General features: G+C 75.2%; 13 protein-coding genes. 9 read left to right on the top strand and 4 right to left on the bottom strand.

The window, feature by feature from the left end:
* Nucleotides 1–59: 59 nt before the first annotated feature.
* Entirely contained in the window at nt 60–1,184 is a 1,125-nt protein-coding gene (locus ACGFZ2_RS17230) for a glycosyltransferase family 4 protein (protein ID WP_393262883.1), read from the bottom strand.
* Nucleotides 1,181–2,440 carry a M48 family metallopeptidase gene (locus ACGFZ2_RS17225; protein ID WP_393454551.1) on the bottom strand — a complete coding sequence of 420 codons (1,260 nt, stop codon included), beginning with the start codon at nt 2,438–2,440 and terminating at the stop codon, nt 1,181–1,183. Before ACGFZ2_RS17225 ends, ACGFZ2_RS17230 begins: the two co-directional genes overlap by 4 nt.
* A 357-nt stretch (nt 2,441–2,797) precedes the next feature.
* Here ACGFZ2_RS17225 and ACGFZ2_RS17220 point away from each other — a divergent pair, with 357 nt between their 5' ends.
* From ACGFZ2_RS17220 to ACGFZ2_RS17205, 4 genes are all read left to right on the top strand, one after another.
* Complete coding sequence (locus tag ACGFZ2_RS17220) at nt 2,798–3,316, top strand: hypothetical protein (RefSeq protein ID WP_357693139.1); 519 nt, start codon at nt 2,798–2,800, stop codon at nt 3,314–3,316.
* A gap of 81 nt (nt 3,317–3,397) precedes the next feature.
* Nucleotides 3,398–4,243, top strand: coding sequence for a DUF4097 domain-containing protein (locus ACGFZ2_RS17215; RefSeq protein WP_393454548.1), 846 nt, complete (start codon nt 3,398–3,400; stop codon nt 4,241–4,243).
* Nucleotides 4,244–4,326: 83 nt separating this feature from the next.
* Nucleotides 4,327–5,283 carry an ATP-binding cassette domain-containing protein gene (locus ACGFZ2_RS17210; protein ID WP_393454545.1) on the top strand — a complete coding sequence of 319 codons (957 nt, stop codon included), beginning with the start codon at nt 4,327–4,329 and terminating at the stop codon, nt 5,281–5,283.
* Entirely contained in the window at nt 5,280–6,071 is a 792-nt protein-coding gene (locus ACGFZ2_RS17205; RefSeq protein WP_393454542.1) for an ABC transporter permease, read from the top strand. Before ACGFZ2_RS17210 ends, ACGFZ2_RS17205 begins: the two co-directional genes overlap by 4 nt.
* Nucleotides 6,072–6,204: 133 nt before the next feature.
* On the opposite strand, the gene ACGFZ2_RS17200 is transcribed toward ACGFZ2_RS17205, so the two are convergent.
* Both ACGFZ2_RS17200 and ACGFZ2_RS17195 read right to left on the bottom strand, forming a co-directional pair.
* Entirely contained in the window at nt 6,205–6,417 is a 213-nt protein-coding gene (locus ACGFZ2_RS17200; protein ID WP_393262893.1) for a hypothetical protein, read from the bottom strand.
* A 143-nt stretch (nt 6,418–6,560) separates the two neighbouring features.
* Nucleotides 6,561–8,162, bottom strand: coding sequence for an NYN domain-containing protein (locus ACGFZ2_RS17195; RefSeq protein WP_393454539.1), 1,602 nt, complete (start codon nt 8,160–8,162; stop codon nt 6,561–6,563).
* Nucleotides 8,163–8,289: 127 nt separating this feature from the next.
* On the opposite strand from ACGFZ2_RS17195, the gene ACGFZ2_RS17190 reads away from it, so the two are divergent.
* From ACGFZ2_RS17190 to ACGFZ2_RS17170, 5 genes are all read left to right on the top strand, one after another.
* Complete coding sequence (locus tag ACGFZ2_RS17190; protein ID WP_393454536.1) at nt 8,290–10,044, top strand: DEDD exonuclease domain-containing protein; 1,755 nt, start codon at nt 8,290–8,292, stop codon at nt 10,042–10,044.
* 129 nt (nt 10,045–10,173) lie between these two features.
* Complete coding sequence (locus ACGFZ2_RS17185; RefSeq protein ID WP_393454972.1) at nt 10,174–11,961, top strand: RelA/SpoT family protein; 1,788 nt, start codon at nt 10,174–10,176, stop codon at nt 11,959–11,961.
* Nucleotides 11,962–12,016: 55 nt separating this feature from the next.
* Entirely contained in the window at nt 12,017–12,559 is a 543-nt protein-coding gene (locus tag ACGFZ2_RS17180; protein ID WP_393454533.1) for an NUDIX domain-containing protein, read from the top strand.
* Nucleotides 12,560–12,735: 176 nt separating this feature from the next.
* Complete coding sequence (locus ACGFZ2_RS17175) at nt 12,736–13,623, top strand: NDP-sugar synthase (protein WP_393454969.1); 888 nt, start codon at nt 12,736–12,738, stop codon at nt 13,621–13,623.
* Complete coding sequence (locus tag ACGFZ2_RS17170; RefSeq protein WP_350707952.1) at nt 13,620–13,907, top strand: Lrp/AsnC ligand binding domain-containing protein; 288 nt, start codon at nt 13,620–13,622, stop codon at nt 13,905–13,907. The genes ACGFZ2_RS17175 and ACGFZ2_RS17170 overlap by 4 nt, the downstream gene beginning before the upstream one ends.
* The last annotated feature ends 80 nt before the right edge of the window (nt 13,908–13,987 follow it).

Genomic DNA, 13,987 nt, shown 5'->3' with positions numbered 1-13,987 from the left:
GCACCAGCCGGCCAGTAGACGGCACCAGCCGGGCTGACGCACGCCCGGTCGAGAGGGCGTCAGCCGGCCAGCAGGGCGGCCATCCGCCGCGCCTGGGTCTCCCAGCGCCACTCCCGCTCCACCCATGCGCGACCGGCCGCGCCGAACTGGCGGGCCAGGTCCCGGTCGGCGAGCAGCGTGGCCACCCGGTCGGCGAGCTGGGCGACGTCCCGGCCGCGCACCACAAACCCGGTCTCGCCCTCGCGTACGGCGTCCGGCGCGCCGCCGGAGTCGCCGGCCACCACCGGCAGGCCGGTCGCGGAGGCCTCCAGGTAGACGATCCCGAGCCCCTCGACGTCCAGCCCCCGGTTGCGGGTGCGGCACGGCATCGCGTAGACGTCGCCGGCGGCGTAGTGGGCGGGCAGTTCGGCGGACGGCACCGAGCCGGTGAATACCACGTCCCGCTCGACCCCCGCCTGGCGTGCCAGCTTCTCCAGCGTGGCCCGGTAGGGCCCGCCGCCGACCACCAGCAGCGCGGCGTCCGGCACCCGCCGGCGGATCTCGGGCATCGCCCGGATCAGCACGTCCTGGCCCTTGCGCGGCACCAGCCGGGAGACGCAGACCACCACCGGGCGGTCGGCCAGGCCGAGCCGACGCCGCACCGGTTCGCCGTCGATGGAAGGGTGGTAGGTGTCCACGTCCACCCCGGGCGCGAGCCGGTGCAGCTCGGTCACCCCGTGCAACGCCCGCTCCAGCCGCACCCTGGTGTACTCGCCCAGGTAGGTGGTCACATCCACGCCGCGACCGATCCGGCGCAGCGCGGCCCGGGCACCCGGCAGCGCGGCCCAGCCGACCTCGTGGCCGTGGGTCTGCGCCACCGCCCGGCGGATGCCCGCCCGGCGCCGCAGGCCGGCGGCGAGCAGCCCGAGGGGGGCCGCCGCGCCGAACCACACGGTGTCGCAGTCGTACGCCCGGGCCAGCCGGGCGGCCCGGCGGGCCACCAGCGGGGTGGGCAGCAGCACGCCGGTGCGCTCCCGGACCACCTCGAAGGGCTGGTCGGCGTCGAACTTCTCCGCGCCGCGCCAGGTCGAGGCGTAGACGACCACCGAGCCGGCGGGCTGGCGCACCGCGAGGTTGTGCACGAAGGACTGGATGCCGCCCGGGCGGGGCGGGAAGTCGTTGGTGATCAGCAGCGTACGGCTCATCGGCCGGCCTCCCTGGCGTGGGCGCGGGCGGCGGCCATCCGCTCGACGGTGGACGGGTGCGTGGCGGAGTAGAGGTATTCCCAGCGCGGCGGATCGGGGTCGGCCAGGTTGATCCCGGCGAGCCGGCGCTGCATCGCCTCGAAGGCGGCCGGGTCGCCGGTCAGGGCCAGCGCGTGCGCGTCGGCGCGTGCCTCCACCCGCCGCGACATCAGCGCCTGCACCGGGGTGGCGACCAGCCCGGCGACCGTCACCAGGGCGATCAGCAGGGGGAACGCGCGCGGTTGGGCGACCGAGTCGACGCCGGCCAGCCGCAGCAGCGGGCCGGAGGACCCGACCAGGTAGAGCGCGACCACCGCGGCGGCGGCGCCCAGCGCCCCGGTCAGCGTGCCGACCGCCACGTCGCGGTCCTTGGCGTGCCCCAGCTCGTGCGCCACGACGGCGGTCACCTCGGCCGGGGTCGCCTCGCGCAGCAGCGTGTCGTAGACGACCACCCGCCGGGTCGGCCCGAGGCCCGAGACGTACGCGTTCACCGCCCGGGTGCGCCGTGAGGCGTCGGCGACCAGCACGTCGCGCACGGGGACGCCGTCGCGGGCCGCCATCGTCATCAGCTCGGTGCGCAGCGGGCCCTGCTCCATCGGGGTGAACCTGTTGAACACCGGTTCCACCAGCACCGGCAGCACGAAGGAGAGCAGCGCCACCAGGGTCGCCGCGCCGGCCGCGCCGAACGCCCACCACCAGCGCGGCGACAGCCGGATGACGGTGTAGAAGCCGAGCAGCGCCACCGCGCCGATGACGGCGCTGACCGCGTACGACTTGAGCAGGTCGACGGTCCAGCCGCTCCAGCCGTTGGTGGCGAGCCCGTAGCGGGTGAGCACGCTCTGGCGCCAGGCGGCGAACGGGAGGGTGACCAGGTCGGCGACGAGCACCACGGCGAGCCCGCCGAGCACGGCCTGGGCGATCCAGTGGCCGCCGAAGGGACGGCCGGCCAACTCGACCAGCCGGCTGCCCAGCGGGGTGAGGCCGAACGCCAGGGCGACCAGCAGGCCGACGGCCAACGCGGCCCAGCCGGCGGGGCGCAGCGCGGAGCGGAACTCCCGGCTGCGGGCGACCTGGTCGGCGGGGAGGTCACTCAGCGCGGCCAACTGGTCGGCCCGCGGCGCGGGCGGGCGCTGCCACGGGATCAGCACCGCGGCGGTCACCACCAGGGCCACGGTCAGGCCGACCAGGGTCAGCACCGCCCAGCCGCGCGGGCTCACCGGGGCCCACCCGGCACCGCGCGGCGGCCCGCCGGCGGCACTGCCCGCGACCGTCGAAAGCCCGCGGCGCCGCCGATCGCGGCGGGGCTGCCGCCACCGCGCCGTACCCGCGTCATGCGCCGCTCCCTCCCGCCGTGAGCGCCCATCCTATTGCCCGCGTCGGCGGCGTTTGCCCCGACCGGACTCGCACCCCGCCGCCGGCTGCCCTCTCTGGCGGCTCGCCGAGGTCGGCGTGGCCGTCGCAGCCCCGGCGTCGGCCGCCGTCGTGCGCCGCCGACGCCATCGCACACCACCATGACGCCACATGACGCCAAAACCTGTCTTGTGATGACGCCACGATGATGTCATAGTGGCGTCATGGACCTGACGTCGTATGTCGACAACCTCCGGCAGGAGCTGGCCGGCGTCGCCGAACTCGGCGGCGAGGAGGCCCGGGCGCTGGCCGAGCGACTGGCCGGGCCGCTCGAGTCGGCGCTCCGGCTGGCGCTGCTGGACGCGCTGACCGCCGCGGCGGCGGAGATCACCCGCGACCTGGCACCCGGTTCGGTCGAGCTGCGCCTGCGCGGGCGCGAGCCGAGCTTCGTCGTGACGCCACCGCCGACCGGCCCGGAGTTCCAGGGCGAGCCCGAGGCTCCCGAGCCGGCCACCCCGCCACCGGCGGACACCGAGGAGGGCGCCACCTCGCGGATCAGCTTCCGCCTCTCGGAGCACCTCAAGAACCGCATCGAGGAGGCGGCCGCCCGCGACGGCCTCTCCGTCAACGCCTGGCTCGTCCGGGCGGCGACGGCCGCCGTGGCGCCGACCGGAGCGGCGGGCCGGCACGCGCCGCGACGCGCCCCCCGGGGCGGGGAGCGCTACACCGGCTGGGCTCGCTGAGCGCCCGCCACCGGTTCGCGTCACCTCCTCCGACCATCCGTCCCGTTCCCGGGACATCCACTCCGTCCAGAAGGGACCGTCATGCCCACATTCGACACCCCGGCGCCGATCTCGGCCACCGTCGACCTGGTCGTCGGTGACGCTCGGATCACCGCGACCGACCGCACGGACACGGTCGTCGACGTCCGGCCGAGCAACGCCGCCGCCGACGCCGACGTCCGGGCCGCCGAACAGACCCGAGTGGAGTACGCCGACGGCCGGCTCCTGGTCAGGGCGCCCCGGCAGCGCGGATTCGGCCTGGTCGGCAAGCCCGGCTCGATCGACGTGACGATCACGCTGCCCGCCGGCTCACACCTGCACGGCAATGCCTCGGCGGGGGCGTTCCACGGCACCGGTCGGCTCGGCAACTGCCGGATCCGGATCGCGGCCGGCGACATCGAGCTGGACCGCACGGCCGACGCCGATCTCGACACCTCCGCCGGCGGCGTCCGGGTGGAGCACGTCGCGGGCCAGGCCCGGATCAGCACCGGGTCCGGCCGGATCCGGGTGCAGGAGGTCGAGGGTGACGCGGTGGTCAAGAACTCCAACGGCGAGAGCTGGCTGGGCACCGTCACCGGCGAGGCGCGCGTGAAGGCGGCCAACGGCGACATCGCCGTCGACCGCGCGCACGCCTCGGTCACCGCCACCACCGCCAATGGCGACGTCCGGATCGGCGAGGTCTCGGCGGGCACGGTGTCGGTCAGGGCCGCGAGCGGCGGGCTCGACATCGGCGTGCGCTCCGGCACCGCCGCCCTGCTCGACCTGCACACCCAGTTCGGCCGGGTGGACAACCACCTCGAGGCGTACGAACCGCCTGGCGAGCCCGAGAGCGCCGTGCGCGTGACCGCCCGGACCTCCTTCGGCGACATCGTGATCCACCGCCGCTGATCCCCCACGCCACCACTTCCCAGCCGGCTCGGCGGCCGGCCCAGCCCCCGACCGGCCCGACGGCCGGCGTGGAAGGAGAAGACGTGCCACCCCACTCGACCCCGGCGGCCATCACGGTCGCCGGCCTCCGGAAGTCCTTCGGCGACCACGTGGTGCTCGACGGGATCGACCTCACCGTCGCCGCAGGGACGATCTTCGCGCTGCTCGGCCCCAACGGCGCCGGCAAGACCACCACCGTGCAGATCCTGTCCACCCTGATCGGCGCCGACTCCGGCGAGGCGCGGGTCGCCGGTCACGACGTCGCCCGGGAGCCCGACGCGGTACGCGCCGCGATCGGCGTGACCGGCCAGTTCTCCGCCGTCGACGGCCTGCTCACCGGCGAGGAGAACCTGCGGCTCATGGCCGACCTGCACCACCTGTCCCGAGCCGAGGGGCGGCAGCGCGCGCGGAGCCTGCTCAGGATGTTCGACCTGGTCGAGGCGGCCGGCAAGCCCGCCGCCAGCTACTCCGGCGGAATGCGCCGGCGGCTCGACCTGGCGATGGGGCTGGTGGGCCGCCCCCGCGTGGTGTTCCTCGACGAGCCGACCACCGGGCTCGACCCGCGCAGCCGGCAGGCCATGTGGCAGATCGTACGGGACCTGGTGGCGGACGGCGTCACCATCTTCCTCACCACCCAGTACCTGGAGGAGGCGGACCAGCTCGCCGACCGGATCGCCGTGCTCGACCACGGCCGGCTGGTGGCGGAGGGCAGCGCGGCGGAACTCAAGCGGCTCGTCCCCGGCGGGCACATCAGCCTGCGCTTCGCCGACCGGGCCGGGTTCGACTCGGCCGTGGTCGCTCTCGGCGACTCGTCCCGCGACGCCGCCGAACTCACCCTGCACGTGCCCAGCGACGGCGGTGTCCGGTCGCTGCGGAACCTGCTCGACCTGCTGGACCGCCAGTCGATCGCCGTGGAGTCGCTGTCGGTGCACACGCCCGATCTCGACGACGTCTTCCTGGCCCTCACCGGCCAGCCCGAGAAGGTGGGAACCCCCCGATGAGCACCCTGACCTACGCCGTACGCGACTCCGGCACGATGCTGCGCCGCAACCTGCGACGCGGGCTGCGCTACCCGTCGATGACGGTGCTGCTCGCCGGCATGCCCATCCTGCTCCTGCTGCTGTTCGTCTACGTCTTCGGCGCGACCCTCGGCGCCGGGCTGGGCGGCGGTTCGGGCGACCGGGGCGACTACGTCGACTACGTCACCCCGGGGATCCTGCTGATAACCACCGGCCTGGCGGCCACCGGGACGGCGGTGTCGGTCGCCATGGACATGACCGAGGGCATCATCGCCCGGTTCCGGACCATGGCGATCGCCCGGGTGTCGGTGCTGACCGGCCACGTCCTGGCCAGCATGGTGCAGACCATGCTCAGCCTGGCGGTGGTCACCGGCGTCGCGCTGCTCATCGGGTTCCGGCCCAGCACGGGTGTCACGGCCTGGATCGCGGCGGTCGGGGTGCTGGCCATGACCACCTTCGCGTTCACCTGGCTCTCGGTCGCGATGGGTCTGGTCTCCAAGAGCGTCGAGACGGCGAGCAACCTCCCCATGCCGCTGACCTACCTGCCCTTCATCGGCAGCGGATTCGTGCCCACCGACTCGATGCCGGACGGGCTGCGGCAGTTCGCCGAGCACCAACCCTTCACCCCCATCATCGAGACCCTGCGCGGGCTGTTGACCGGCGGGCCGGTGGGGACGAACGCCGCTCTCGCGGCGGCCTGGTGCGCCGCCATCGCGCTGGTCGGCTATCTCTGGGCGAAGAAGCTGTTCAACCGGGACCCGTCCCGCTGACCCGCACCGGCCACGGGTGCCCGGCCGACCGGACGGGGCACCCGTGGTCGCGGTCGCGGATCGGAGTCCCGGCGCGGAACTCCGACCGTGGAGGCCAGCAACGCCGGCCGTGCGGCGCCCGCGGCCGGCCCGGTCACGCGACCTGGTGCCGTCCGGCGGGCCGGCGGGCCGCCCGGGGTGCGGACAGCACCTCCACCTCGAACCCGGCCCGGGCGAACACCTCGACCGCCCGGGCCTCGGCGCCGCCCAGCCCGGCGGCCGGGGACGAATCGTCGAACAGGGCGGTGACCAGGCAGTCGGAGCAGCCGCTCCCCCGGATCCCGCACCCCGCACAGTCGATGAGCATCACGCCTCCTGGTGCGCTGCGGCGACCGGGCGCGGCGTCACCGTCGCCACCCGAACACCGTCGGTCACCACGACGCTAGGCGCGGGGTACGACAGAAAGGGACAACGGGGTCGCGGACGCCGGAATGCGATCAAGCACCCCGATCAGGACCGGGCGAGCCGGCGCAGCAGCGAGTCGGCCCCGAGCGGGTACGCGCCGTGCCGGCGTACGCCGTCGGCGACCTCGCGGTCGGAGGAGACCACCACCACCGGCCGGCCCGGCGGCTCGGCGCGGACCAGGCGCCGGATCAGCTCGTCGGCGGTCTCGCCCTTGTGGGAGAAGAGCACCCGGACCCCGCGCGGCGACGGGGGCAGCCCGTGCATCCGTTCCGCGCCGTCGAAGACCACGGTGACCTCGTCGCCGGTCTGCGCGGCGATCCCGCCCAGGCCGGTGATCAGCCGCTTGCGCTGCTGCTCCAGCGACATCTCGCCGAAGCCGCGCTTGGTGACGTTGTAGCCGTCGACGACGAGGTGCGCCCGGGGCAGCGCCAGCAACTGGTCGAGGCGGGCCGGGTCGTCGGTGTCGCGGGCGCGGGTGGCGGCGCCGGCCGCCGGGGCGGCGGTCTGGTCGGCGAAGGCGTCGGCGACGAAGTCGGCGGGCAGCTTGTCGACCGGGTCCAGCGCCAGCTCGCGACGCAGCCCGACGGCCGCCTGCCCGATGGTCTCCAGCAGCAGCCACAGTCGGGCGTCGTCCACCGACCGGGCCTCCTTGGCGCTGGCCCGGGCGATCCCGGCCGCCGCCTCCGCCTCGGCCAGCCGGGCCCGGACCCGGCGCAGCTCGGCGTCGGCGTCCGCCGCCGCCCGGGCGGCCCGGCCCCGCTCGGTGGCCAGCAACTCGTTGGCCTTGCGCTCGCGGGCCTGCGTCTCGCGCAGCGACCGGCCCAGCTGCCGGCTCTCCTCGCGCAGCTGCCCGAGTTCCTCGCGCACCCGGGCCAGCTCGTCGCGGAGCTTCTCCGCCTCCACCCGGGCCACCGCCCGGTCGTGCTCGGCGCGGGTGGCCCGCTGCTCGGCCTCGCGGACCAACTCGGCGACGACCGCGCTGTCGGCCTCCGCGCGCACCGCCGCGCCGCTGGCCTCGATCAGCTCCCGCCACCCCCGGGGCCGGGCCAGGTAGGCCAGCGCGGCCACCTCGACCGGGTCGGCGGCGGCGGGCGCGGTGCCCTCGAGTACCGCCGCACCCAGGTCGCCGGTGTCGGCGAGCACCCGGGCCGTAATCCGCTGCCGGAACAGCGGATCCCCGGTGAGCTGGGCGGCGATCGCCGGGGCGCCGAGCCGGGCCCGGCGGTTGGGGGCGAACTTGGCGACCCGGCGCAGCGGCACCGGCACCTCGTCGGCGGGCAGCCCGGGCAGCACGGCGGCGGTGAGCGCCACGATCCGCTGGCGGACCGGCTCGGGCAGCACGGGTTCCGGCTCGGGCGTGGACCCGTCGTCCGCCGATCCCTCGGGCGCGGATCCCTCGGGCGCGAGGCCGTCGCCCGCCGGCCCCTCGGGCGCGGATCCCTCAAGCGTGGACCCGTCGCCCGCCGGGACGTCGGCGACGCCCCCCTCGGCCGCCGCGTGGCCGGGCTCGACACCGGCCGCCTCAGGCCCCGGCTCGATCGCCGCGGGCAGACCGCTCCCGTCGGAGCCGAGCCCACCGGCGTCGCGCACGGCGTCGACCGGCTCCTCCTGCGGGAGGCGGTCGTCGTGCGGCTCGGTGAGGGGCATGTGGCAAGTCTCCCACCGCGACCGGGCCCACCGCCCGGTGAGTGAGCCGATCTCTCATCCTAGACCGGTGGTGGCGGCTGGTGCCGGTGGGACGGGAGTGTCGGATCGGGACGCTAGCGTGCCGCCGATGGCAGAGACGGAGTACGTCCAGGAGCCGCTGGCCGGCTTCGACCCGGGCGCGGGCGGGATCGATCCCGCGCTGCCGCTGTACGCGACGACGTTCGTGGTGGTCGACCTGGAGACCACCGGCGGCGCGCCGGACGGCGGCGGGATCACCGAGATCGGCGCGGTGAAGGTGCGCGGCGGCGAGGAGCTGGGCGTGCTGGCCACCCTGGTCAACCCGGGCGTGCCCATCCCACCGTTCATCACGGTGCTCACCGGGATCACGCAGGCCATGCTGGTCCCGGCCCCGCCGATCGAGCAGGTGCTGCCGAGCTTCCTCGAGTTCGTCTCCGACGCCGTGCTGGTCGCCCACAACGCCCCCTACGACGTCGGCTTCCTGAAGGCCGCGTGTGCGAAGCACGGCTACCGCTGGCCCAATCCCCGGGTGCTCGACACCGCCGCGCTGGCCCGCCGGGTGCTCACCCGCGACGAGGTGCCCAACCGCAAGCTCGGCACGCTCGCGGCCTACTTCCGCACCACCACCCAGCCGACCCACCGGGCGCTCGACGACGCCAAGGCCACCGTCGACGTGCTGCACGGGTTGATCGCCCGGCTCGGCGGGCACCGGGTCGACACGATCGGCGACGCCATCGAGTTCGCCCGGGCGGTCACCCCGACCCAGCGGCGCAAACGGCACCTGGCGGAGGGGCTGCCCAAGGCACCCGGGGTCTACATCTTCCGGGCCGCCGACGACCGGCCGCTCTACGTCGGCACCTCCGGCGACATCGCCACCCGGGTGCGCAGCTACTTCACCGCCGCCGAGAAGCGGGCCCGGATCTCCGAGATGCTCGCCGCGGCCGAGCGGGTGGAGGCGGTCGAGTGCGCCCACTCGCTGGAGGCGGAGGTCCGCGAGCTGCGGCTGATCGGGGCGCACGCGCCGCCGTACAACCGGCGGTCGAAGTTTCCGGAGCGGGCGGTCTGGCTGAAGCTGACCGACGGTCCCTACCCCCGGCTCTCGGTGGTCCGGGGCATCGCCCCCGGCGACACCGGCTACCTCGGCCCGTTCAGCTCCCGCCGGGCGGCGGAGCTGGCCGCCGCCGGCTTCCACGACGCCGTGCCGCTGCGGCAGTGCACCCACCGACTCTCGCTGCGCACGGTCACGCCGGCCTGCGCGCTGGCCGAGCTGGGCCGCTGCCCGGCGCCCTGCGAGCACCGGATCACCCCGGAGGAGTACGACGTCCGCGCCGTCGCGCCGTTCCGCACCGCGGCCGCCAGCGACCCGCAGCCGGTGGTCGACGCGCTGTTGACCCGGATCGAGGTGCTCTCCCGCGACCAGCGCTACGAGGAGGCGGCGGTGGTGCGTTCGCGGCTGGCCGCGGTGCTGCGGGCGACGGTGCGGATGCAGCGGCTGGCCGCGCTGACCGGGATCGCCGAGCTGGCCGCGGCCCGCCCGGCGGCCCGGGGCGGCTGGGAGCTGGCCCTCGTGCGGCACGGCCGGCTGGCCGGGGCGGGGGTGTCGCCGCCCGGCGTCCACCCTCGACCGACGATCGCCGCGATCCGGGCGACCGCCGAGACGGTGCCGCCCGGCCACGGCCCGGTCCCGCACGCCTCGGCGGAGGAGACCGAACGCATCCTGTCCTGGTTGGAACGACCCGAGACCCGGCTGGTCGAGATGTCCTCCGGATGGGCTTCTCCGGTGGCTGGCGCGGCGCGCTTCCGCGACCTGTTGAGCAAGGCCGAGAGCGCCGCGTCCCACCAACTCTCGACCGAACGCTCATGACCAAGTGTCCGATCGGACGACGTCGACTCGCTTAGGCTGTTAGAGAAGTGCAGTCCTGCCCGTTTCGTGGGCCTGCTCCCGGTTGCCGGGTCCCGGCGGCCGTGGGGCCGGGGTGAGGAGGTGTCCCACGTGGACGTCGACGCCGGACGCGGCGCCGCCCTGGGGGGCGCCCTTCCGACCCAACCGGGCGAGCTGCCGCTGGCCCGCCGGCTCCGGTCGCTGCTGAGCTGGCCCACCGCCGACGCCGACCCGGTCAACCACCTCGTCCGGACCCATCGGACGATCCACCCGGGCACCGAGCCCTCCGTGCTGCGTCGGGCCTACACCATCGCGGAGAACATGCACCGCGGGCAGTTCCGCAAGAGCGGCGAGCCCTACATCACCCACCCGCTGGCGGTGGCCCAGATCTGCGCCGAGATCGGCATGGACGCCACCACCCTCGTCGCCGCGCTGCTGCACGACACCGTGGAGGACACGCGCTACACGCTCCAGGCTCTCGCGGAGGACTTCGGGCGGGAGGTGGCGCACCTGGTCGACGGGGTCACCAAGTTCGACAAGGCGTTCTACGGCAAGGCCGCCGAGGCCGAGACGATCCGCAAGATGATCATCGCGGCCGGCAAGGACGTCCGGGTCCTGATCATCAAGCTGGCCGACCGGCTGCACAACATGCGCACCCTGGGCGTCCGGTCCGCCGCGTCCCGGGAGCGGATCGCCCGCAAGACGCAGGAGGTGCTGGTCCCGCTCTGCGACCGGCTGGGCATCCAGTTGCTCAAGCGGGAGCTCGACGACGTGGTGCTGCTGCACCTGGAGCCGGAGGAGCACGCCCGCATCGCCCGGCACGTGCACGACCGGCCGGGCTGGGACGCGTACCTCGACGAGGTGGTCGCCCGGGCGAAGTCGGCGCTGCGCCGCAACCGGGTCGACGCCGAGGTGACCCCCCGCCCCCGGCACCTCTACTCGATCTGGAAGGACACGGTGGCCGGCGGTCACGCCGCCCCCTACGACCTGCCCCGCATCGCGATCGTGGTGGACGGCCCGGCCACCGACTGCTACGCGGCGCTGGGCGCGGTCCACGGCCTGTGGCGACCGGTCCCCGGCCGGTTCAAGGACTTCATCGCCTCCCCGAAGAACAATCTCTACCGCTCCCTGCACACCAGCGTCTGCGGGCCGAAGGACCGCACCGTGGAGGTGCTGATCCGCACCCAGGAGATGCACCGCTCGGCCGAGTACGGCGTCGCCGCCGACTTCCGCTTCCCCCGGCCGGGCGGCACCGCCGCCTGCGCGGAGCAGCTCGACTGGCTGCGCCGGGTGCTCGACTGGGAGCAGGACGCGGCCGACCCGGCACAGTTCCTCGAGTCGCTGCGCTGCGACCTCGCCGAGACCCAGATCCAGGTCTTCGCCGACGGGCGGCAGGTCGTGCTGCCGGCCGGGGCGACCCCGGTCGACCTCGCGTACGAGCTGGACACCGAGCGTGGCGACCACTGCCTGGCGGCGCGGATCAATGGCCGGCTGGCACCGCTCTCCTCCGCGCTGGAGGAGGGCGACGTGGTGGAGATCTTCACCGAGACCGACGCGGCGAACGGCTTCGACGCCGACGCCGCCCCCCGCGGCCCGCGCCGGGAGTGGCTCGGCTTCGTCAAGTCGCCGCACGCGCAGATGCAGATCAGCCGGTGGTTCGCCGAGCACACCGAGCCCGGCATCTCCATCCCCGACAAGGTCCGCCTCGGCCGGGCCACCATCGGGCTGGCGCTGCGCAAGCACGACCGCGGGCTGGCCAGCGACCTGCCGCTGCTGCGGCTGTCGGAGGAGCTGGGCTACCCCGACCTGGAGACGCTGCTGGTCGCGGTCTTCGACCGGGTCATCGAGCCGGACACGGTCGTACGCCAACTCATCGACCTGGTGGACCACAGGCAGTGACCGCCCGTCGGGCCCGGGTCGTCCGAACGTTCCTCGGGGCCACTAGCCTGGAGTCATGATCCCCCGCTCGCGCGCCACCGGCCGGGCCGTCGCCTACCAGGTCTTCTATCGGCTGCCGCTGCCGGTGCGCCGCCGCCTGGTCCGGCTGGCCGTGCCGAAGTACATCGTCGGCGCGGTCACCCTCGTCCGCGACGCCGAGGCCGAGGGGGCGGGGCGGCTGCTGCTGCTGCGCCAGCCGCCCGGCCGGGGCTGGGGGCTGCCCGCCGGCCTGTTGGAGAAGGGCGAGGCGCCGGTGGTGGGAGCCGCCCGGGAGTTGTACGAGGAGTCCGGCATCCGGCTCTCCCCCCGCCAGCTGAGCCCCGCCGTCCCCAACGCGATCGTGCACGCCAAGGGCTGGGTGGACGTGGTGTTCACCGCCGAGGTGCCGGCATCGACCACCGAGCTGAAGGTCGACGGCGCCGAGGTCTTCGAGGCCGCCTGGCACCCGCTGGACGACCTGCCCGAGCTGACCTGGCCGACCGCCCGGCTGCTCGCGTACTACGACATCGGGCCGTTGGCCGGACAGTTCCCGCCCCCGGTGCCCGACACGCGGCCGTGAACGCCGACCGGGACGACCGAGCGGCCGCCACCACCGCTCCGGCCGACCGCGGCGCGGCCACCACCGCCGGCCGGGCCGACCGAGCGGGCGCCACCACCGCTCCGGCCAACCGCGGCGCGGCCACCACCGCCGGCCGGGCCTACGCCCCCGCCACCGTCCCGGTCGACGTCTGCGCGGTGGTGCTCGCCGCCGGCGAGGGCACCCGGCTGCGGCCGCTGACCGAGCGGCTGCCGAAGGCGCTCTGCCCGGTGGGCAACGTGCCGCTGCTGGACCGGGCGCTGGACCGGCTGGCCGGGCTCGGCCTGGTCGGGCCGGCCCGGGTCGCGGTCAACGCCTGCTATCTCGGCGCGCAGGTCGTCGCGCACGTCGGGGACCGCGCCCACCTGTCGGTCGAGCCGGGCGCGCCGCTGGGCACCGCCGGCGGGGTGGCCAACCTGCGGGACTGGATCGCCGGGCGCGGGGTGCTGGTCGGCAACGCCGACGCCTACCTCGCCGACCCCGAGCGACCCCCGGGGCCGGACATCGCCGCGCTGCTGCGCGACTGGGACGGCGACTCCGTACGCCTGCTCGGCCAGCCCGCCGCCGATCCGCGGGCCCCGGGCACCTTCGACGGCCACGTGTTCACCGGCTTCTCGCTGCTGCCGTGGCGGCTGGTGCGGGAGCTGCCGGTCGGGTTCGGCGACCTCGTCCGGGCGGTCTGGCGCCCGGCGGAGGCGGCCGGCGCGCTGACCGTCGTGCCCTATTCCGGCACGTTCTACGACACCGGCACCCCGGCCGACTACCTGGCGGCCAACCTGCACGCGGCCGGCGGCGGCAGCCTGGTGGCGCCCACGGCCACGGTGACCGGCCGCTGCCGGGCGGCGGTGGTCGGCGCCGACGCGGTCGTCCAGGGCGACGTGGAGCGTGCCGTCGTCTGGCCGGGCGCCACCGTCGGCCCCGGCGAGCGCCTGCGCGACGCGATCCGCGCGGGCGCCACCCTCACCGTCCCCGCCACACCCCCGTCCCGGGGCCCGGGAACATCTAGCATGGGCGACGACGCCGACGAACGGAGAAATGTCCCGTGATCACCGCGATCGTGCTGATCGACTGCGCCACCGACTCCATCCCCGAGGTGGCCGAGGCCCTGGCCGCCCTCCCCGGCGTCAGCGAGGTCTACTCGGTGGCCGGCCACGTCGACCTGATCGCCGTGGTCCGGGTCCGGGAGTTCGACCAGATCGCCAAGGTGATCGCCGGCAGCATCTCCAAGGTGCCGGGGGTGCTGAACACCGAGTCGCACATCGCGTTCCGGGCGTACTCCCAGCACGACCTGGAGGAGGCGTTCGCGATCGGGCTCGCGAACGCCGACTGACCACGGACGCCGGCCGGGCAGGCGCGGGCGCGTGACGGCCGGTCCACCCACTGGTGGACCGGCCGTCACGGTACGGCGAC

It is taken from the genome of Micromonospora sp. NPDC048063 (genome assembly GCF_043202855.1).
Taxonomy (GTDB): domain Bacteria; phylum Actinomycetota; class Actinomycetes; order Mycobacteriales; family Micromonosporaceae; genus Micromonospora.
This window is presented reverse-complemented; position numbering and strand designations above follow the sequence as displayed.

Coding starts and splice junctions, on each gene's coding strand:
- ACGFZ2_RS17230 (WP_393262883.1), bottom strand. CDS start 1,184: ATGAGCCGTACGCTGCTGATCACCAACGACTTCCCGCCCCGCCCGGGC.
- ACGFZ2_RS17220 (WP_357693139.1), top strand. CDS start 2,798: ATGGACCTGACGTCGTATGTCGACAACCTCCGGCAGGAGCTGGCCGGC.
- ACGFZ2_RS17215 (WP_393454548.1), top strand. CDS start 3,398: ATGCCCACATTCGACACCCCGGCGCCGATCTCGGCCACCGTCGACCTG.
- ACGFZ2_RS17205 (WP_393454542.1), top strand. CDS start 5,280: ATGAGCACCCTGACCTACGCCGTACGCGACTCCGGCACGATGCTGCGC.
- ACGFZ2_RS17200 (WP_393262893.1), bottom strand. CDS start 6,417: ATGCTCATCGACTGTGCGGGGTGCGGGATCCGGGGGAGCGGCTGCTCC.
- ACGFZ2_RS17195 (WP_393454539.1), bottom strand. CDS start 8,162: ATGCCCCTCACCGAGCCGCACGACGACCGCCTCCCGCAGGAGGAGCCG.
- ACGFZ2_RS17190 (WP_393454536.1), top strand. CDS start 8,290: ATGGCAGAGACGGAGTACGTCCAGGAGCCGCTGGCCGGCTTCGACCCG.
- ACGFZ2_RS17180 (WP_393454533.1), top strand. CDS start 12,017: ATGATCCCCCGCTCGCGCGCCACCGGCCGGGCCGTCGCCTACCAGGTC.